The organism is Actinoplanes sp. NPDC051411, assembly GCF_040682075.1.
GTDB lineage: Bacteria > Actinomycetota > Actinomycetes > Mycobacteriales > Micromonosporaceae > Actinoplanes.
Map to the genome: position 1 here is coordinate 49,524 of NZ_JBFBAD010000057.1, position 18,405 is coordinate 67,928.

Annotated in this window: 17 protein-coding genes, 1 tRNA gene and 2 pseudogenes; 8 read left to right on the forward strand and 12 right to left on the reverse strand. The window is 71.1% G+C overall.

What is annotated here, in order from left to right:
- Positions 1 to 15: 15 nt before the first annotated feature.
- From AB0M88_RS28785 to AB0M88_RS28800, 4 genes are read right to left on the reverse strand one after another with little or no spacing between them, the layout of a single operon-like run.
- Positions 16 to 750: a C4-type zinc ribbon domain-containing protein gene (locus AB0M88_RS28785; protein WP_364107611.1), complete on the reverse strand. Its 735-nt coding sequence runs from the start codon at positions 748 to 750 to the stop codon at positions 16 to 18.
- Positions 747 to 1,658 carry a Nif3-like dinuclear metal center hexameric protein gene (locus AB0M88_RS28790; RefSeq protein WP_364107613.1) on the reverse strand — a complete coding sequence of 304 codons (912 nt, stop codon included), beginning with the start codon at positions 1,656 to 1,658 and terminating at the stop codon, positions 747 to 749. The genes AB0M88_RS28785 and AB0M88_RS28790 overlap by 4 nt, the downstream gene beginning before the upstream one ends.
- 19 nt (positions 1,659 to 1,677) lie before the next feature.
- A complete protein-coding gene (locus AB0M88_RS28795; RefSeq protein ID WP_364107615.1) occupies positions 1,678 to 2,250 on the reverse strand; it encodes a flavoprotein in 573 nt (190 codons plus the stop codon).
- Positions 2,251 to 2,263: 13 nt separating this feature from the next.
- Positions 2,264 to 3,496, reverse strand: a complete 1,233-nt coding sequence (locus AB0M88_RS28800) for a helix-turn-helix domain-containing protein (RefSeq protein ID WP_364107617.1) — start codon at positions 3,494 to 3,496, stop codon at positions 2,264 to 2,266.
- Positions 3,497 to 3,845: 349 nt separating this feature from the next.
- On the opposite strand from AB0M88_RS28800, the gene AB0M88_RS28805 reads away from it, so the two are divergent.
- Positions 3,846 to 4,256, forward strand: a complete 411-nt coding sequence (locus AB0M88_RS28805) for a hypothetical protein (RefSeq protein WP_364107619.1) — start codon at positions 3,846 to 3,848, stop codon at positions 4,254 to 4,256.
- Positions 4,257 to 4,510: 254 nt separating this feature from the next.
- Here AB0M88_RS28805 and AB0M88_RS28810 read toward each other — a convergent pair whose 3' ends face one another.
- Positions 4,511 to 5,530 (reverse strand): PIG-L family deacetylase, encoded by a 1,020-nt coding sequence (locus tag AB0M88_RS28810; RefSeq protein WP_364107622.1) that lies wholly within the window; start codon positions 5,528 to 5,530, stop codon positions 4,511 to 4,513.
- A gap of 572 nt (positions 5,531 to 6,102) precedes the next feature.
- Between AB0M88_RS28810 and AB0M88_RS28815 the strand changes: the two are divergent.
- Positions 6,103 to 6,651 (forward strand): annotated as a pseudogene (locus AB0M88_RS28815) (DivIVA domain-containing protein); the annotation flags it as partial.
- A gap of 45 nt (positions 6,652 to 6,696) precedes the next feature.
- A pseudogene (locus tag AB0M88_RS28820) lies at positions 6,697 to 6,822 on the forward strand (DivIVA domain-containing protein); the annotation flags it as partial.
- Positions 6,823 to 6,912: 90 nt separating this feature from the next.
- Here AB0M88_RS28820 and AB0M88_RS28825 read toward each other — a convergent pair.
- Both AB0M88_RS28825 and AB0M88_RS28830 read right to left on the reverse strand, forming a co-directional pair.
- Entirely contained in the window at positions 6,913 to 7,533 is a 621-nt protein-coding gene (locus AB0M88_RS28825; RefSeq protein ID WP_364107624.1) for a hypothetical protein, read from the reverse strand.
- 70 nt (positions 7,534 to 7,603) lie between these two features.
- Positions 7,604 to 8,233, reverse strand: coding sequence for a maleylpyruvate isomerase family mycothiol-dependent enzyme (locus AB0M88_RS28830; RefSeq protein ID WP_364107626.1), 630 nt, complete (start codon positions 8,231 to 8,233; stop codon positions 7,604 to 7,606).
- A 43-nt stretch (positions 8,234 to 8,276) separates the two neighbouring features.
- Here AB0M88_RS28830 and AB0M88_RS28835 point away from each other — a divergent pair, with 43 nt between their 5' ends.
- The gene (locus tag AB0M88_RS28835) at positions 8,277 to 8,591 is read left to right on the forward strand and encodes a barstar family protein (protein WP_364107628.1); all 315 of its coding nucleotides are present in this window, start codon (positions 8,277 to 8,279) and stop codon (positions 8,589 to 8,591) included.
- Positions 8,592 to 8,748: 157 nt separating this feature from the next.
- Positions 8,749 to 9,594 carry a hypothetical protein gene (locus AB0M88_RS28840; RefSeq protein WP_364107630.1) on the forward strand — a complete coding sequence of 282 codons (846 nt, stop codon included), beginning with the start codon at positions 8,749 to 8,751 and terminating at the stop codon, positions 9,592 to 9,594.
- On the opposite strand, the gene AB0M88_RS28845 is transcribed toward AB0M88_RS28840, so the two are convergent.
- Positions 9,591 to 10,427, reverse strand: coding sequence for an NAD(P)/FAD-dependent oxidoreductase (locus AB0M88_RS28845; RefSeq protein WP_364107632.1), 837 nt, complete (start codon positions 10,425 to 10,427; stop codon positions 9,591 to 9,593). The two genes, AB0M88_RS28840 and AB0M88_RS28845, sit on opposite strands and share 4 nt — an antisense overlap.
- 46 nt (positions 10,428 to 10,473) lie before the next feature.
- Between AB0M88_RS28845 and AB0M88_RS28850 the strand changes: the two genes are divergently transcribed.
- On the forward strand, positions 10,474 to 11,058 hold the full coding sequence (locus AB0M88_RS28850; RefSeq protein WP_364107634.1) for an XRE family transcriptional regulator: 585 nt from the start codon (positions 10,474 to 10,476) through the stop codon (positions 11,056 to 11,058).
- Between the two features lie 90 nt (positions 11,059 to 11,148).
- Positions 11,149 to 13,599 (forward strand): FxSxx-COOH system tetratricopeptide repeat protein, encoded by a 2,451-nt coding sequence (gene fxsT / locus AB0M88_RS28855; protein WP_364107636.1) that lies wholly within the window; start codon positions 11,149 to 11,151, stop codon positions 13,597 to 13,599.
- A gap of 496 nt (positions 13,600 to 14,095) precedes the next feature.
- On the opposite strand, the gene AB0M88_RS28860 is transcribed toward fxsT, so the two are convergent.
- The 4 genes from AB0M88_RS28860 to AB0M88_RS28875 form a co-directional block, all read right to left on the reverse strand.
- Positions 14,096 to 14,167 (reverse strand) — tRNA-Val (locus AB0M88_RS28860).
- Between the two features lie 55 nt (positions 14,168 to 14,222).
- Entirely contained in the window at positions 14,223 to 14,684 is a 462-nt protein-coding gene (locus AB0M88_RS28865; protein WP_364107638.1) for a peroxiredoxin, read from the reverse strand.
- Between the two features lie 62 nt (positions 14,685 to 14,746).
- Positions 14,747 to 15,178: a DUF3052 domain-containing protein gene (locus tag AB0M88_RS28870; RefSeq protein WP_364107640.1), complete on the reverse strand. Its 432-nt coding sequence runs from the start codon at positions 15,176 to 15,178 to the stop codon at positions 14,747 to 14,749.
- Between the two features lie 97 nt (positions 15,179 to 15,275).
- Positions 15,276 to 17,465 carry a thiamine pyrophosphate-dependent enzyme gene (locus tag AB0M88_RS28875; protein WP_364107649.1) on the reverse strand — a complete coding sequence of 730 codons (2,190 nt, stop codon included), beginning with the start codon at positions 17,463 to 17,465 and terminating at the stop codon, positions 15,276 to 15,278.
- Positions 17,466 to 17,735: 270 nt separating this feature from the next.
- Here AB0M88_RS28875 and AB0M88_RS28880 point away from each other — a divergent pair, with 270 nt between their 5' ends.
- Positions 17,736 to 18,140 carry a YjbQ family protein gene (locus tag AB0M88_RS28880; protein ID WP_364107642.1) on the forward strand — a complete coding sequence of 135 codons (405 nt, stop codon included), beginning with the start codon at positions 17,736 to 17,738 and terminating at the stop codon, positions 18,138 to 18,140.
- Positions 18,141 to 18,405: the final 265 nt, after the last annotated feature.

An 18,405-nucleotide genomic window follows, 5' to 3' on the forward strand; every position in this document is an offset into this window, starting at 1 on the left:
GGCGGACTCGATCGCTCACAGGCCGGACTCCGCGGTCCGCACCATGATCCGGCGGCACTCCTCGCACCGGACGACCTCGTCGGCCGAGGCCGACTTGACCCGGGCCAGGTCGGCGCCGTAGAGCTCGATCCGGCACCCGCCGCACCGGCCCTGCTTGAACAGGGCCGCGCCGAGGCCGGAGTCGAGCCGGATCTTGTCGTAGAGCGCGACCAGGTCGGCCGGCAGGTCGCCGGCCAGCGGGGCCCGGGAGGAGCTCTTGAACTCCTCCTCCTTGGCGATGTCGGACAGTGCCTCGTCGCGCCGCCGCTCGGCGGCCTCGCGCCGTTCGGTCGCGGCCGCGAGCCTGCTCTTGACCTCGCCGAACGTGGCCTCGGCCGACTCGCGCTTCTCCATCAGTTCGAGCTCGGCGTCCTCCAGCTCGGACTGGCGGCGGTTGAGGGTGGCCAGCTCGTGCTGGAGGCCCTCGATCTCGCGCACCGCGCCGCCCGCGTCGAGCCGGGCCTGGTCGCGGTCCTTGCGCAGGCGGACCTGCTCGATGTCCTTCTCGAAGCGGCTGATGTCACGGTCGAGGTCGTCAACCGCGACCTGGGCCCGGACCCGCTCATCCTCCAGCGCGGAGATCTCCCGGGCGACCGTCTCGATCTCGGCCAGCTCGGGCAGCGTCTTGCGCCGGTGCGCGAGCTGGGCGAGTGCGGTGTCGACGGCCTGCAGGTCGAGCAAGCGACGCTGGGCGTCCGGGGCGGCCTTCACGACGGGTTCTCCTTGTTTTCGAGCGGGTTTTCGAGCGGCGGTTTTCCGAGCGGCGAGTTTTCCAGCGGCGGGTCGAGCGGCTTTTCGAGCGACCCGAAAGCATGGACCGTCCACGGATCGGTGTCCAGATCGGACACGATGACATCAGCCCCGAGCTCGCCGCGCAGCCAACCGGCCACCTCGTCGAGCCAGGGGCGTTCGGTGGCCCAGTGGGCGACGTCGATCAGCGCCGGGCCACCGGCGGCGAGGTGCTCGCTCGCCGGGTGGTGACGCAGGTCGGCGCAGAGATAGGCGTCGACGCCGGCGGCGACGGCATCGGCCAGGAAGCCGTCGCCCGCTCCCCCGCACACCGCCATCGTGCGGATCACGCCGGCGGGGTCGCCGGCGGCGCGCACGCCGGCGGCGGTCACCGGCAGGCGGGACGCGACAAACGGCACAAAATCGGCAAGCGTCATCGGCGCGGCCAAAACGCCGACGCGGCCGGCCCCGGTGCCGGGAACCGCCGCGGGCACCAGCGGCCGCAGGTCACGCAGGTCGAGCCGGGCGGCCAAGGCGTCCGAAACGCCCGGATCGGCGCTGTCGGCGTTGGTGTGCGCCACGTACAGAGCCACGTCGTTGCGGATCAGCCGGTGCACGATGCGGCCCTTGTAGGTGTCGGGCGCGATCGACGACACCGGCTTGAGCAGCAGCGGGTGGTGGGCCACGATCAGGTCGGCGCGCACGTCGAGGGCCTCGTCGACGGTCTCCGGCACGCAGTCGACGACGCAGAGAACGCGCTCGACCGGGTGCCCGAAGTCACCGAGAACGAGACCCACCCGGTCCCAGGAGTCCGCCCACTCCCGCGGATAGCGCAGGTCGAGGGCGGTCACCGCGTCCAGGACGGTGGGCGGTGCGGCTGCGTCGGTCACGGCCGCCAACTCTATATCGCTACGAGACGACGTCCGGCTCGACTCGGCTGGTCATGCGAACCGGATTGCTCACCGCCTGCAGCGCGCGCCGCCACGGGAACTGGTGGCGGAAGCGATCGGTCTGCCCGGGTTCGCCCAGCCGGTACAGATGATCGCCGTACAGCACCTGCACACCCCAGTCGCGCAGCTTGGCCAGGCTCTCGTGCAGCGAGGGGTGCAGTGCCATCACGTTGTTGGTGTACGGCAGCACCGCGATCGGCACGCCGTACCCGTACGCCTCGACCAGCAACCCCAGAACAAGCGTGTCGGTGATCCCGACGGCCCACTTGTTGATCGTGTTGACCGTGGCCGGCGCGACGATCATCGCGTCGGCCGCGGGCAGCGCGTCCGCGTCGCCGGGACTCTTGTAGTAGGTCCGTACCGGGTGCCCGGTCTGTCTCTGCAGCGCGGGCGCGTCGACGAACTTACGCCCGTCCGGGGTGGTGACCACGCACACGTCCCAGCCCTCGTGCTGGGCCATGCGGACGAGGATGCCGACGTCACGGGCCATCGGAGAACCACAGACCAGGATGTACAACACGCCGGTGCTCACTCGCGGACCCACCTCATACGCCGACTCCCATCTGTTCGGCCAGCTCCGCGATCGGAGCCGGCGGCGTGCCCCGGGTACGCCGGAGCACGTCGGAAAGCACCTCGTGGGCGAGCGGGCGACAGCGGATCTCGGACGGGGCGAGCCGATCGCCCTCGAGCAGCATCTCGCTGGCCTTCTCCACGTTGCCGATCTGGTTGTAGCCGCGGGCGATGTCCAGGTAGTGGTGCGCGCGGCGTTCGGGCAGCAGGGCGTTGAACCCGACCACGTCGATCTTCTCGTGGGTGTCCACCGCGGTCCGGCCGTCGCCCAGCTCGACCGCGGTCGCGCAGCGGTGCAACTGCACGTTGGTCGGGCCGAAACTGGTCCAGTAGCAGTTGAAGTCGCCGCCCAGCTCCAGCGAGGCCTGCTCGGCGCCACAGAGCAGGTCGCGTACGGTCGCCGAGTCGCCGATCTGCGCGGCCGCCATCGCGCCGTTGAGCAGCAACATGCCGTACACCGAGAGCCGGTCGTGGTGCGGCCCCTCGCCCCGGGGCTGCGACGCGAGCCGGTTGGCGATGTTGACGTTGACCTCGAGCGAGGGCCGGATCCGGCCGAGGGCGCGCAGCGCGCTGCCGACCCGATAGCTGGCCAGGCCGGCCAGCAGCTGGTCGCCGGCCCGCTGGGAGACCGCGATCGAGCGGTCGGCGGCCAGCCAGGACAGCTCGTGCTCGCCGACCTTGCGCAGCGCCGACGACGCGATCTGATAGACCTGCCCGAGCAGGTGGGCCGCGTCCCGGGCCTCGATGGTGGTGGCGTGCGCGCTGTCCGCCGCCTGGGCGTCCCGCAGCAGTTTGGGCAGGGCGCGCGCCAGCACGCCATATTTGGCGTGCTGATAGGTCAGCCAGGCGTGGCTGACCGCTTTGCGCATCTCGGCCAGGGGCGGCGAATGAGGCACCGCCTGGAAGAACGCGCTCATCTGGTCGTACCGCTCCAGAGCGGCCCGGATCTCCTCGACCTCGACCTGGTCGATGCAGTTCTGAGCCTCGGGCCGGCGTTCCACCTCCTTGCCCAGCAGCAGCTGGACGTCGACCTGGAGTACGTCGGCGATCTCGTAGACGACGGAGAACTTGTCGAGTCGGCGGACCCCCCGCTCCACCTTGTCGACCCAGCTCTTGGATTTGCCCAGCCGGTCCGCGAAGACCTGCTGGGACATCTTGCGTCGGCCGCGCCAGTAGGCGACGCGGCGGCCGATCGGCAGCTCGTCCACGGTGCCTCCCCCGACTCCCCGGCGACCCCCGCCGGCGAGCCCTTCTGTCCTTGGCAGTCTCGACCTTCCACGTCCGCGCACGTCGCACAGCGTGTGTGATCGTCTGCTCACCGATGCTCGTAGTTTTTCCTGCGACTTGCAAAGGGTGGATCTGCCGAATCCAACGAGGCGTGTCACGCTTGGATACGCAAACGGCGCCTGATATGGCGGGTCTCCACCCAGATCGGGGGGTTACAAAGCCATGCAGTGGAGTAGGCATCGACCGTTCGGCCCACCGTCGCTTCTCGATCGACTCGATCGGGCACGGCGCGCGCACGCGGCCCGGCGCTACGCCGCGCACGGGTGGACAGTGGAGCTTCACGGCGAGATGGTCCTGCTGGGCACCGGGTCGACGTTGGACGCGATCGAGGTGCCACCCGGTCTGGGCGCCGCGGTCCGGAAGCCGGGCTCGCCAACCCCGGGACCGGTCGCCGTCACTGCCGCCGGTCGCTGCATCTTTCTCGTACGGCCGGGGAGTCCACTCCGGCCCGAACTGGAGAGACGACTCGACGTGGTCCGGCACGGCCCCGGCTCGTGGGTCGCGGTCGCGCCCAGCCGCCTGCCCGAGGGCCTCGTCCGCTGGGTGGTCCCGCCCGCCCGCACCGGCTGGCGCCTGCCCCCGGCCGACGACGTCCAGCGGCTGCTGGTCGACGCGCTGGGCTCGCGCCCGGTCGTCCGACCGTCCGTCCCCCGGCAACTGTCCACCTCGCGGCGGGCTTGAGGACGCCGACGTCTGGCCGACCGCCGAATCGTTGACGCTGGTAGCGGACGGATCCTGGGCATGGGCGGGGGCACGCATGTCAACTGACAACCTAGTTGCGTACCACCATCGGGTCGAGTCACCCGATGGAGTGAAGGCACGTGAACGCTGGGCCGGCACCCACCCCGCCGGGTCCCGCCCGGTCGGCTCCCGCCCGGCCGGCAACCGCCCACGGCGCTGACCTCCGCCCGGCGTCATCCCCGGCCGGCGTGTGGTCAGTGCACGGAGCTCGCGGTCGTGAGGCTGTGGGTGAAGCGAGGACCGTAGAAGTTGGTCAGACAGGCGTCGGCCGACTGGCAGACCTTGGAGTCGTACGGGGCGTAGGCCAGGAAGTAGTCCAGCTTCCGACCGGCGGCCGACTCGTCCAGATTGTCGGGATAGGCGGCGACGGTGTAGCCGCGGTAGCCGCTGATGCGGTGGTGGGCGTGGTAGGAACGCTGAGCAGCGAAGGTGAAGTAGCCGACCGTGTGGTGGTCGGCGTGGTCGCCGTCGCCGTAATGGCCGGCGTAGTCGAGCGTGCGGATGCGGTCGGGCTGGTAGACGGCCATCGCGGCGGTCAGGGTCTTGACGAGGGTCTGCCTGGTGTAGGCGCCGCCGCTGCCCAGCGGCCGCAGCCGGGGGATCTCGCCCTGCCACAGGGCCGGCAGGGTCCCGAACGGGCGCAACGGGCTGCCGTGCGCGTCGGGCAGCCGCATGAAGAGCAGGGTGATGCGGGTGCCGCGCAGACGCTGCCGGACGATCGGGTGGCCGGCCAGCACGAGGGTGTCGGATTCCCAGGACGCCGACGTGCCGGACATCGCGGCGTACGCGGCCATCGAGCCCCGCTCCCGCCGCAGCCAGTACGACGGCGGCCGCCCGGAGTCGCCCGCGGTCACGAAGACGGTGACCACGCAGCGTCCGGCGGCGATGTCGGCGCTCACCGACGGGTTGATGAAGAGCAGGTCGTCGTCCTCGTGGGCGACCACGTTCAGCGTGCGCGAGCAGCTCGCCGATTTCACCGGCCGCCCACCGACCGCCCGCGTCCGCGCGACGAGGGAGGGCGCGCCGAGAGAGGGCGCGCTCAGAGAGGCCGCGCTCAGAGAGGCCGCGCTCAGAGAGGCCGCGGCGGAGGAATGCGCGGCCACCGAGGTGACGGCACGGCTCGGCGCGGGGGTCAGTGCCGTGACGGCGAGCGCGGTCGCGCCGAGCATCCCGGCGGCGACCCGGAAGGCCCGGTTGCAGCGTCGTCGAGCCACGTCGCTCCCCTCATCGGTATCGGCAGGCACCGCCTAGATCGGCTCGGCGGCCCACCGGCTCAGTAGGTACGACGCAGCGCAACTCACCCGCAACCAGGCGGGTAGAGAAAGTTGCCGATGGGGTTCAAGATCGGTGCGTGGCGACGATCTTTCTGGCGCACGCGGCCGCCGACCGCGACCATGCCCGATCCTTGGCTTCCGGCCTCCGCTCGGCCGGCTTCACCCTGCTCGCCGACCCCGCCCCGGCCGGTGATGACGGCTGGTGGGCCCGCCTCCTGGCCGCCGTCCAGGACACCGACGTCCTTCTGTACGCGACGTCTCCCGGTTTGGCGCCGGCCTCGCCGGTGGTCGCGGCGCTGCGGGACTACGCCGTGGGAATCGGCATCCCGACGCTCGAGGTGCACCTCTCCGGCGCCGGCGACGCCACCGGGATCGACTTCCGGCGCCCGACCGCTGACGCCGCGTTTCTGCTGGTCGGAGCGATCGCCGCACGGCCGGAACGGCCCGTGGTCGCGGGATGGCAGGTCTCGCCCGAGTCACCCTTCGCGCGGTTGGCCGATCTGGCCCGTGACGTGCAGGCGACGACGATCTCGCCCGGCGACCAGCGCCGGCTGGTCGACCGATTGCGGACCGCCGCCGCCGACCCGGCCGCCCGCGAACTGGCCACCATCCTGCGCCGGCGCCCCGACATCGACGCAGACCGCATCGCCGATCTGGGCCGGGCGTTCCCGGGAGACACAAGAGGCGTCGCCGGTGAACCCGAGCCAAGCCAAATCGAACCCGGCACAAACCGAGCCGCGCCGACCGCTCCCGGGACGGCCCCGCCAGACACCGCCTCGACAGCATGGCAAGCACCGGCCGGGCCAGACACCCGCTCGACGGCATCGCAAGCACCGGCCGGCCCGGACGCCCGATCTACGGCATGGCAGGCACCGGCCGACCCGGCCCCCGGCTCGACGGCACGGCAAGCACCCGACGGGCCGGGACCCGGCTCGACGGCATGGCAGGCGCCGGCCGGTGGGCTCAGCCCGGAGGACGTGCACAACATTTTCTTCCGGAAGGCGCCGTTCGGGCGGCGAGGCTATGACGAGGAGCAGGTGGACGTCTTCCTCGACAAGGCGGAGGAGGATCTCAAGGCCCGCTATGCCGGCGGCCTCGTCGTGCAGGTGCGGCTGGTCGCCGCCGACGTGCATGACATCAGCTTCATGAAGCCGCCGAGGGGTAAGCGCGGCTACAACGAGGAGGAGGTCGACGCCTTCCTCGACGAGATCCAGCGGACCGTCGCCGCCCTCGATCACGCGCTGGCCGAGCACGGCATCGCCGTCGTCAAGCCGTAGTGCGCCGCCGGGCCAGGAAGCGGCCCGGCGGCGGCGATCGGGTGGTCAGCCGGCCGGGGCGGGGTCGTCGCTCCGCGGCTCGGCGGTGGACCAGGCCCCGCCGGCCGAATCACGGCCATGCTGGTCGGCGGCCGGTCGCGCCGAGGCAGGCTGGCCGGGAGCAGGCTGGCCGGGAGCAGACCGGACGGGAGCGGGCGGGGCCGGGGTGGCCTGCCACGGAGCTCCCGGGGCCAGGACGCCCAGGAACTCGAGGCGGGCGCGGATGCCGCCGGGGGTGCGGCCAAGCTCGTCGGCGAGGTCGCGGAGGCGGGCGCCGGCTCGGTAGCGGGTGGTCAGGCGGGTGTCGTCGGACTCGGTCCAGCGGGTGCCGCGGTTGGGCGGGCGGTCGGGGCGGGCGGACGGGCTGCGGGAGGAGAGGGCCGGTTGGGTCATCGCGATCAGGCCGGACAGGGTGGAGGTCAGGACGTCGGTGAGGGAGGTCAGGTCGGCCGGCGCTATGCCACCGCTGATCTCGCTCACCACCTGGCCGTTGCCGTCGCTGCTCACGATGCAGAGATCGATGCGGTGGTCTTCGGCCGGGAAGGCGGTGACCTGGTAGTCGATCTCGCCGAGCACCAGACGACGGTCGAGGGTGATCGGGGACGACTGGAGCTCTGTCTCATTCATGGGAGAAAACCTAGGGGCGGGCTATGACAGTTTTCGGCTGGTTGGAGGCCGGGAGCCGAAAGGTGGCACATCAGCGTCCGGGCAAGCGCCCCGCGAGCATTCGCACCCCCGGCCCGTCGAGGTCGGCGAGGGCCACCCGGCGCCCGGCGACCGCCATCATCAGCGCCTCGGCCGGCCCGGCCAGAGCCGCCCCGGAGCCCCATGACCAGGACAGATCGGTCGCCTCGAGGCGCAGCCCGGCCAGTCGCCGCCGGGGCGTGAAGCCGATCGCCCGCCCGCCGGTCAGGAACTCCAGCGAGACCCGTAGCCGCTGGAGGTCGAGCCCGTGCGGCAGCCCGAGCGGGCGCCGCATGTCCTGCCCGTGCACCTGCAGGTCGGTGAGCTGGCCCGGGTAGCCGACGACCGGGGCCCGGAACTCACTGGAAGCAAGACGGCGCAGGTCGGAAGCCAGGGAGGGACGTCGGGCGACGGCCACGGCCAGCCGCGCGTTCGCCTTGTGCAGCCGGAACCCGCTGGTCACGAACATCGCCAGCATCTGCCGGGCGGGCAGCGGCGAGACCGCGGCCACCAGGTGGCCGACCACCTGGCGTACGGTCCACTCCCCGCACAGGCTCGGCACCTCGAGCTGGGCCGGGGTGAGCGAGTCGACCAGGTCCGCGATGCGCCGGCGCTCGGACGCGATCGCGGCGTTGATGTCCATGCGAACGACCCTAACGAGGGACCGGCCGGGTCGGGGACGCCCGGTGACTCGTTCAGCAAGGGTGCGGGTAGTCATCGATGGTCGCTTCGTCCTCGACGAGGCGGACCTGCACCGCCGGATGGTCGCCTCGCTGGGGTACGGCCCGCTCTACCGGCACGACCTCGCCTCGCTGCACGAGCGCCTGGCCGCCGGTGACCCGCGCCCGCTGTGCCTGACCTGGACCCATGCCGCGGCGATCCGGCTCGCCCTGGGCCGGCCCGGCTACGACAAGTACGTCGCCGCCCTCGAGTCGATCGAGGCCCAGGACGCGGAGAAGCTCTGGTACGAGCGCTTCGTCCTGCAGATCTACGAGGAATGACCGCACCCCATCTGCACCGGTCGCCCGCCTCAAGCCGGCCCTCGAACCACCGATTCCTTGGGGCACCGGCGAGGGGTTCTCGCCGGTGGGCGGGCCCCGGTCGGATTCCCCTCGGCGATCAGGGCCCGCCCGGAAACCGGGCCGCGGGGAGGCTGGCATGCAGGGCGAACTCCACATCGGTGCCGACGCCGAGAAGGTGGTCGTATCCGCGTACCCGCTCCGGATGCGCGAGGGACGCGCCACCCGGCGCCGGACCGGTTCGGTGACCGAGTTCCTCCCGGCTCTTCCGAGCGGGCGCAGCCGCGAGGCCCGCATCGCGATCGCTTGCCGCGTCGCTCTCTCCCTGATGGTGGTCACCGCCTTCCTGTACGCGACCGGCGTGCCGTGGCTGCTCCCCGCCCTCGCCTCGGCGACCGGGCTGACGCTGCTCTGGCGCCGGATGGCGCGCGCTTCCCGGCCGGGCCGTTTCGCGGTGCCGGCCGACGACGAGTCGCGGGTGTTGTGGAGCGAACCCGAGCGGGTCGCCTACGAGCGTGCGGTCACGGTGTCGCGCCGGATCCGGCGCACCTGGCCGGCGCTGCCGGACATGATCGACCCGGTGACGGCCGACCGTTCGCTGACTCGCGCTCTGGGTGACCTGGCGGCCCAGATGGCCCGGCGGCAGGAGATCCGGCGCCTTCGCGCCGAGCTTCAGGACGTACGCGAGCAGGGCGTCCCCGGCGACAGCCCGGCTGTTCTCGCCCTCGCCGCCCAGCGGGAGCGGGTGGAGAAGCTGTGGCTGGAGACCGCCGAGTCGGCCAACCGCGTGCTGCGGAGCCTCGACGCGGCGGCCCGGGCGGGCGAGACGTTCCTGCGCGAGCAGCGGATCAGCGACACCGCCCGGGCGGCCGAGCAGGTGCTGGCCACGCTGGTGCCGAACGCCGACCCGATCGAGGCCGGTCCCGAGCTGGCCACCCGCACCGAGGCCGTGATCAGCGCGTACCGCGAACTCGAGGTCATCTAGTCCACGATCAGGTCGACGTTGATCATCGCGCCGGCCTGGAGTCCGGCCGCGGCCGAGCTGATCACCTGGGCCATCGGCTCGGTGACGTTGCCGGCCAGCCAGACACCGGGAACCGCGCTGCGGCCGGTCGGGTCGGCCGACGGCACGTGGGTGCCGGCCCCGGACGGGTGCTCGGCCGCCTCGAGACCGAGCGTGACCAGGAAGTTCGCCCGCGCGGTGACCCGAGCGGCGATGACCAGGGCGTCGCGGGCCACGAACGTGCCGTCGACGAGGCGTACGCCCTTGGGTTCGACCGCGGCGATCCGCTCGCCGGGGATGATCTGTACGTCCGGGCTCCACTGCTTCCACAGGCGGGCCTGCTCGGACGCCCGCTCGTTGACCGCGATCACGCCGATCGAGCGGCCGCGCACCTCGTAGCCGTGGCAGTACGGGCAGTGCAGCACGGTGTGGCCCCACTGCTCGGCCAGCCCGGGGATGTCCGGCAACCGGTCGTGCAGGCCGGTGGTCACGAGCAGCCGCTTCGCGTGGTGTTCGCTGCCGTCTTTCAGTTCGACGTCGAAGCCGCTCTCTTGATTGCCCCGGGCCGCGACCACCTCCCCGTCGAGAATCGTGCCGCCGTACCGGCGTACCTCCTCGCGGCCGGCGCCGAGGAACTCGGCCGGCCGCATGCCATCGCGGGTGAGAAAGTTGTGGATGCCCTCGGCCGGGGCGTTGCGCGGTGCGCCCGAGTCGATCACCAGCACCGATCGCAGGGCGCGCCCGAGGGCCACCGCCCCGCTCAGCCCGGCCGGCCCGCCGCCGATCACTATCACGTCGTAAGTCATGTTTTTCATGCGCCGACAGTGGCGCGGTTCCCGGCTGGTGGCAAACTTCTTTGCCATGACGGCAACTTCCTCCGACGTCCTCCGCGAGGTCGGCCCCCGGCTGCGCGAGCTGCGCAAGAAGTCCGGTCACACGCTGGCCGCCCTCGCCGAGATCACCGGCATCTCGGTCAGCACGCTGTCACGGCTCGAGTCGGGGCAGCGCAAGGCCACCCTGGAGCTGCTGCTGCCCCTGGCCCGGGCCCACCGGGTGCCGCTGGACGAGTTGGTCGGAGCGCCCCCGGTCGGCGACCCGCGGGTGCAGCAGCAGCCGATCCACCGCCACGGCATGACCTTCCTGCCGCTGACCCGCCAGATCGGCTCCCCCCAGGCCTTCAAAATCATCATCCCGGCCGGCCCGGTCCAGGTCCCCGAGCCCAAGACCCACGAGGGGTACGAATGGATCTTCGTGCTCAGCGGGCGGGTCCGCCTGGTCCTCGGCGACCACGACCTGCTGCTGGCCCAGGGCGAGGCGGCCGAGTTCGACACCCGCACTCCGCACTGGTTCGGCAGCGCCAACGGCGAGCCGGTCGAGTTCCTGTCCATCTTCGGCCGCCAGGGCGAGCGCATGCACGTCCGTGCCCGCCCCAAGAAGGCGGCCTGACCAGGCCACCGCGGCTCCGGCCGGGGCCGGACGGCACAACCACCTAATTGGCTGATCGCGATCCGGGAACACGGTGGGCAGTCTTTGCTGGTGACCGCCACGTCTGATCTGTTCGTCAGCTATGCCGGGCCGGACCGGCCGTGGGCGGAGTGGGCGGGGCAGGAACTCGAAGCAGCCGGCTACACAGTGGAGCTCGACGTGTGGGACTGGGAGACCGGTTCCAACTTCGTGCTCAACATGAACGCCGCCCTGGAACGCGCCTCGCGGGTCCTGGCCCTCTACTCGAAGGCGTATTTCGCCGAGGACCGGTTCACCGTGGACGAATGGACCGCGGTGCTCGGCGAACGTCCGGCCGCCGGGGGCCGGCGGCGGCTGATTCCGGTACGCGTGCAGGACGTCAAGCCCCCCAAGATCCTCGCCCCGCTCCTCTACCGCGACGTGTTCGGCCTCGACGAACAGCAGGCCCGCGCCGCACTGCTGACCGCGGTCGGCGGTCCACAGCGACCCGCCGGACGCGTCGCGTTCCCCGGAGAGCAACCGCAGGCAGCTGTCCCGGGGCCGGCGGAGTCGCGGCCCGGTGTCCGGGTGCCGGGAACGCGCCCGACAGTGTGGAACGTGCCCCGCCGCAACCCGGCCTTCACCGGCCGCGAACCCATGCTGGCCGCACTCCGGCAACGCCTGTCCGACGGGGAATGCGCCCTGGTCCAGGCCTTGCACGGCATGGGCGGGGTCGGCAAGACCCAGCTCGCCATCGAATACGCCCACCTGTTCGCCGGCGACTACCAACTGGCGTGGTGGATCGACGCCGAACGACCCGACCTGATCGGCGAACAACTCGCCGCCCTGGCCGTGACCGCCGGCTGGGTTGATCAAGGGGCGACCGTGGCCGCCGGAGCCGCGACGGCGATGCAACGCCTGAGCGGGCTGCCGCGGTGGCTGCTGATCTTCGACAACGCCGAGTTGCCCGAGCACCTTGATCCCTGGCTGCCCGACGGGCCCGGCCACATCGTGATCACCTCACGCAACAACGGGTTCGGCGAACTGGCAATCCCGGTCGAGGTCGACGTGTTCGTCCGCCCGGAGTCGATCGCCCTGCTCCGGCGCCGTCTGCCGACCGTCACCGGCCCGGACGGCGACCGGCTGGCGCAGGCGTTGGGCGACCTGCCGCTCGGACTGGCACAGGCGGCCGGCCTGATCAGCCAGACCCGCATGCCGGTGAGCGACTATCTGACCGGACTCAGCGAACACCGGCAGGTCGACGCCCTGCTCCGGAGCCACAAGCCGCTGCACTATCCGGCCCCGTTGGCGGCCGCGATCGACATGTCGACAACCCGGCTGGAAGCGGAAGACCCCGCCACGACAGATCTGCTGCAACTGTGCGCCCTCCTGGCGCCCGAACCGGTCCCACTGGCCTGGTTCCCCGCTGCCCCCGCACACGTTCTCGGCCAGTCGCTGGCCGCGATCGCCGCCGCCCCGCTGGCGTTTCGCGACACCCTCGGCCGACTCGCCCGCTACGGCCTGATCCGCCTCACCGAGGACTCCCTGCAACTGCACCGCCTCACCCAGGCCGTACTCGCCGACCGCCGAACCCCCGGCCAGCAACGCCACGACCGGCAACGGACCGAACAACTCGTAGCCGCCGCCGAACCCGACAACGACGGCAGCGACCCGGCATCATGGCCGGCCTGGGCCGCGCTGCTCCCCCACCTGCTGGTGCTCGACCCGGCAACCGCCGGCCCGCAACTGCGCACGACCGCCTGCAACGCCGTGTACTACCTGCTCATGCGCGGCGAATACAACACCGCGTTCCCACTGGCCGAAGCCTGGCACAGTCGCTGGCAGACCGACCTCCACGCCGACGACCACCACGTCATCTGGGCGGCCAACCAACTCGCCTCCGCACACCAGTACCTGGGCCACTACCAGGAGGCCCGTCGCCTGGACGAAGACAACCTCACTCGCCGGCGCCGCATCCTGGGCGACGACCACCTCGACACCCTGGCCTCAGCCGACAACCTCGCCGACGACCTGCGACAGCTGGGCGAGGACGACCAGGCACGCCAGCTGAACGAAGACACCCTCGCCCGCCTACGCCGCACACTGGGCGACGACCACCCCAACACGCTGGCTTCGGCCAGCAACCTGGCAGTCAAACTGTGGTTCGTGGGCGAACACGATCGAGCAAACCGCCTGAACAGGGAAACCCTCGCCCGCCAGCGCCACACCCTCGGCGACGACCACCCCGACTCGTTGACCACAGCCAGCAATCTCGCCGTGACCCTGGGGCAGAGGGGCGAACACGAACAGGCCCGCGACCTCAACGAGGACACCCTCGCCCGCCGGCGCCGAGTCCTGGGCAACGACCACCCCGACACCCTGACATCGGCCACCAACCTCGCCCACGACCTGCGACGCCTAGGCGAAGACGAGCAGGCCGCCGCCCTGGAGGAAGAAATCCGCGCCCGCAAACGCCACCTGCCACCCGACCCGACCGCAACCCGCCGCGGGCTGTCCGAGGGCGCGGCCCCGGGAGAGGAATAACGGCATGCCGCGGACCCGGAGCGGTTTCGGCGGCAACCAAGAATCCATCAACGGCGCAGGCATCCCCGACCGCGGCTGACTCCGGCGATCGAGTTCGACGTAGACGCGGATGTGGCTCAGTGGCGCACCCGCTTCGGCAAAGCCTCGTCGGCCCGCGCCCGGCCAAGGTTTGTTTCATACGGATCCAGCGCCGTCACCACTGCGTCCAGAACCCCCGAACACACGCACGACGCTCAGGAACGCCTGCACGCTGACACCCACGTCGCCGGTCTCGACCCGCCGCAAGGTATTGCGAGCGATGCCGACACGCTCGGCGACCCGGTGAACCCTTGAAGCTTCCGCCACACCACGAGCTGCTCACCGATGCTCACGGCGCCGCTCCGCAATCGGCCCAGCTCAGCCACCGCACCGCGGGGCGTCCGGGGGCTCGGCCCCCGGAGCAAAATGACGCGGGGCCTCGGTCCGCGCTTTGGCGGACGCGGGGCTCCGCCCCGCGTGGGCGCGGTAGGTTTCGAACCTACGACCCCTCGCTTGTAAGGCGAGTGCTCTCCCACTGAGCTACGCGCCCGGCACCACCCGCAGGCGGCCGGAAGGGCAATCCTACCGGTTGAAGCGTCAGTAAATCACTGCAGGTCTTCGAGGGCCTGTTGCCAGGCCTTCTGGTCGCGGGCTTCGCGCGGCCCCAGCTCCTCGGCGAACCGGATCGTGCCCGTGCGGTCGATGAGGAAGGTGCCGCGGTTGGCCCGGCCGGTGGTTTGGTCGAAGACCTCGTAGGCCTGGGCTACGCCGCCGTGCGGCCAGAAGTCGGCCAGCAGCGGGAACTGGAAGCCCTGCTGGAGGGACCAGATCTTGTGGCTGTACGTGGAGTCGACGCTGACCGTCAGGACTTGGACCCGGTCGTTGGAGTAGGCCGGGAGGTTGTCCCGGATCTCGGTGAGTTCGCCCTGGCAGGTGCCGGTGAAGGCGAGCGGGTAGAACACCAGGAGGACCGCTTTGTGGTCTTTGAAGTCAGCGAGGCTGACCTCCTGGTTGTTCTGGTCCTTGAGGGTGAAGTCGGGCGCGATCTCACCTACGGCTAGCGGCATAGGGCACACACTAGCCAGGCCGGCGTCGGTCGACGCCGGCCGGGACGGGAAGCGACAGTGAGCTACTTCTTCTTGGCACCCCGGGGGGAGACCAGCCGCGCGCCGGTCCAGTCTTTGCCGGCGTTCAGCGTCGAGGTCTGCTGGAGGCCCGCGGTGGGGGCCGATTCGCTGACTTCGCTCGGCTCGACGTGGCCGTCGCGCCCGGCTTTCGGGGTCAGGAGCCACACCACGCCGTTGTCGGCGAGGGGGCCCAGGGCGTCGGTGAGCAGCTCGAACAGGTCACCGTCACCGTCGCGGTACCACAGCAGTACCGCGTCGACGACCTCGTCGGTGTCTTCGTCGACCAACTCGCCGACGCGTTCGGTCAGGGCGTCACGGAGGTCCTCGTCGACATCGTCGTCGTAGCCCATCTCCATGACCACCATGTTCGGCTCGAGGCCGAACCGGTCCGCCAGGCTACGTACGCCGTCGGCCTGACCAGCGGTCGCGCTCACTGTCTAAGTCCTCCTTGCAGATAAGTCGGGTGAAACCTGGGGGTAGTCCACACACTTGCACGTCGCTGCGCAAGTAGCGCACCGGGTGTGTGGCAATTTACCGCGCCAGCAGGGCGTGGGCACCCTGTGTGATGGCATCCTCCCCCACGAGCACCTGAAGCGCTGCCGGACCGAGCGGAATCAGCGAGTCCGCCGACGCTGTGCGGCGGGCCGCGCCGACGAAACCGCCGTCTACCAGGGCGGCGAGGATGCCTTCGCCGACGCCGCCGGAGCGGCGGGTCTCGTCGACGATGAGTACGCGGCCGGTCGCCGCCGCCTCGCGGACCAGGTCACCGGCCGGGAGCGGGCTCAGCCAGCGCAGGTCCACGACTCGGGATCCGACTCCTTCGGCGGCGAGTTGCGCGGCCACGCGGAGTGACATGCGCAGTCCGTTGCCGTACGTGATGATCGTGAGGTCGGCGGCGCTGCCGACCGGATAGGTCCGGGCCCGGCCGACCGGAACGTGTTCGCCCGCCCATTGGGATGGGTCGGCGTAGGGGGCGAGCCACTCGTTGTCGCCCTGCTGGTAGAGGTCGCGGGTGTGGTAGAGGGCGATCGGTTCGAGGAAGACGCAGACGCTGCCGTCGGCCTGGGCCGACGCCAGGCAGGAGCGGAGCATCGGTGCGGCGTCGGCCGGCCGGGCCGGCACGGCGAGGACCAGGCCGGGTACGTCGCGGAGCACTGCCACCGAGTTGTCGTTGTGGAAGTGGCCGCCGAAGCCCTGCTGGTAGGCGAGCCCGGCGACCCGGACGACCATCGGGTTGCGATAGGCGCCCGAGGAGAAGAACGACTGGGTGGCCGCCTCGCCACGCAGCTGGTCTTCCGCGTTGTGCAGGTAGGCCAGGTATTGGATCTCGGGGACGGGTAGCCGGCCGTCGAGCCCGGCGCCGAGCGCGAGACCGAGGATCGTGGTCTCGTCGAGCAGGGTGTCGAAGACCCGTTCGCCGCCGAAGCGTTCGTGCAGTCGCTTGGTGACGCCGTAGACACCACCCTTTCGGGCGACGTCTTCACCGAAGACGAGCATGCCGGGGTTGCCGGCGAGCGCGTCGGTGAGCGTGGCGTTGATCGTCTGGGCGAGGGTGAGCGGGCCGCCCTGTTCGGGGAGTTTGCCGCCGAAGGCCTGGGAGCGGGCGGCGGCGCCGGGGCCGAGGGCGCGGGTGGCCTGCTCGGTGATCGCGTGGGCGACGCGGAGGGGGCGGCGCGGGGCGAGCGGGGCGACGATCTCGGCGACCGAGGACAGCTTGGGTTCGCTGAGCACCTCTTCGGCGACCTTGCGGACCTGCCAGCCGACCTCGTCGTAGCGGGTGATCACCTCGTCGGGCGCGAGCAGCCCGGCCTCGATCAGAAGGCGGGCGGTGGCGACGAGCGGGTCGCGGGCCAGGTCGCGGTTGATTTCGTCGGTGGAACGGTAGGCGACCTCGGCGTCGGCTCCGGCGTGGCCCATCAACCGTACGGTCGACAGGTGCAGCACGGCGGGCCGGCGCTCGTGGCGTACCCATTCGGCGGCCTCGGAGGCGGCGTCGAAGGTGGCGACCAGGTCGCAGCCGTCGGCCGCCGAGTAGCGCAGGCCGGGCCGGGAGCCGAGCATCGCGGCGACCCAGCCGTCGGGGGTGGGCACGCTGACGCCCAGCCCGTTGTCTTCGCAGACCAGCAGCAGCGGGAGCCGCTGGTCGGAGTGGTCGAACCAGCCGGCCGCGTTGAGCGCGGCGGTCGCGCTGGCGTGGTTGACCGAGGCGTCGCCGAACGACGCGACGACGATGGCCTCCTCGGGCCAGCGGTGTTCGACGCCTTTCCAAGGGCGGCCGAACGAGAAGGCCAGGCCGACCGCCCGCGGCAGGTGGGAGGCGATCGTCGAGGTGGTCGGGATGATGTTGAGCTCGGCGTTGCCGAAGACCTTGTGGCGGCCGCCGGCGATCGGTTCCTGGGCCGAGGCGACGACCCCGCGCAGCACGTCGCGGATGGCGTCGGCCGACTTGCCGGCGCGGGCGCAGTAGAAGCCGGCCGACCGGTAGTGCAGCAGGGCCGGGTCGGTCGGGGCGAGGGCGGCCGCGACGGCGGCGTTGCCCTCGTGCCCGGACGATCCGATGGTGTAGAAGCCCTCGTTGAAGCTGCGCAGCCAGCGGGCGGCGAGGTCGAGGTGGCGGCTGGCGAGCTGGGCGTCGAAGAGCTCGAGGGCGCGGGCGCCGGTGAGCGCGGTGCCCTCGCGGACGGCGTCGTCGGCGGTTCGGCGGCTGTCAGGGGTGGGCAGGGCCGAGACCGCGTCACGGAAACGCTCGTCGAGGTTCTGCGGGGTGGTCACTCACCCAGCATTCCGGACCCGCGCGAACCGTGCCACGTCGGAAAGCGGTGGGCCACGTCAGAAAACCGCTAAACCACGCGGCGCCGATCACCGACTGGTCTACTCAGTGCATGATCATCCGGCTGGCGCTGACCCGGTTGGCGCAGGTCATGCTCTGGATCGGGCTGACCACGGCCCTGTTCGTGCTGCTCGATCTCTATACCTAATAGGCTCGTGAAGATGCGCAGCGAAACGATCACCGTCCGGACCGGAGGCTCGCCGGTCGTCCGCGACATCACGGCCGAGGCGGCCGACTTCGTGAGGTCCGAAGGAGACGGGCTGCTGCACGTCTTCGTGCCGCACGCGACGGCCGGCCTGGCGATCATCGAGACGGGCGCCGGTTCGGACGAGGATCTGCTGGCCGCGATCGACGAGCTGCTCCCGGCGCAGGACAAATGGCGGCACCGCCACGGTTCGCCCGGACACGGCCGCGACCACGTTCTTCCGGCCTGGCTTCCGCCGTACGCGTCCTTGCCGGTCCTGCAGGGCCGGATCGCCCTCGGCACCTGGCAGTCGATCTGCCTGGTCGATACCAACGGTGACAATCCCACGCGTCAGGTGCGGTTCTCTTTCCTGCCCGCGTGAGGAAAGTTACTGGCCAGTACATGTGTCGCGCATCGCGTCAACGCCCGGTAGGCGTGACGGTGCCCACCGCGAGGGGGCAGGATGGAATTAACCTCCGTGTGACCCACACAATGGGCCGCCCGGATCAACTACACCCGACCAAGAGGATTGCCTGTGGCCACGGAGCGCAAGCGCCCGGTGATCAGCGATGGCCTACCGAGCCAGCTTCCGGACATCGACCCCGAGGAAACCAACGAGTGGGTCGAGTCGCTGGATGGAGTCATCG

Coding starts and splice junctions, on each gene's coding strand:
- AB0M88_RS28825 (WP_364107624.1), bottom strand. CDS start 7,533: ATGAATGAGACAGAGCTCCAGTCGTCCCCGATCACCCTCGACCGTCGT.
- AB0M88_RS28830 (WP_364107626.1), bottom strand. CDS start 8,233: ATGGACATCAACGCCGCGATCGCGTCCGAGCGCCGGCGCATCGCGGAC.
- AB0M88_RS28840 (WP_364107630.1), top strand. CDS start 8,749: ATGCAGGGCGAACTCCACATCGGTGCCGACGCCGAGAAGGTGGTCGTA.
- AB0M88_RS28845 (WP_364107632.1), bottom strand. CDS start 10,427: ATGAAAAACATGACTTACGACGTGATAGTGATCGGCGGCGGGCCGGCC.
- AB0M88_RS28850 (WP_364107634.1), top strand. CDS start 10,474: ATGACGGCAACTTCCTCCGACGTCCTCCGCGAGGTCGGCCCCCGGCTG.
- AB0M88_RS28865 (WP_364107638.1), bottom strand. CDS start 14,684: ATGCCGCTAGCCGTAGGTGAGATCGCGCCCGACTTCACCCTCAAGGAC.
- AB0M88_RS28880 (WP_364107642.1), top strand. CDS start 17,736: ATGCGCAGCGAAACGATCACCGTCCGGACCGGAGGCTCGCCGGTCGTC.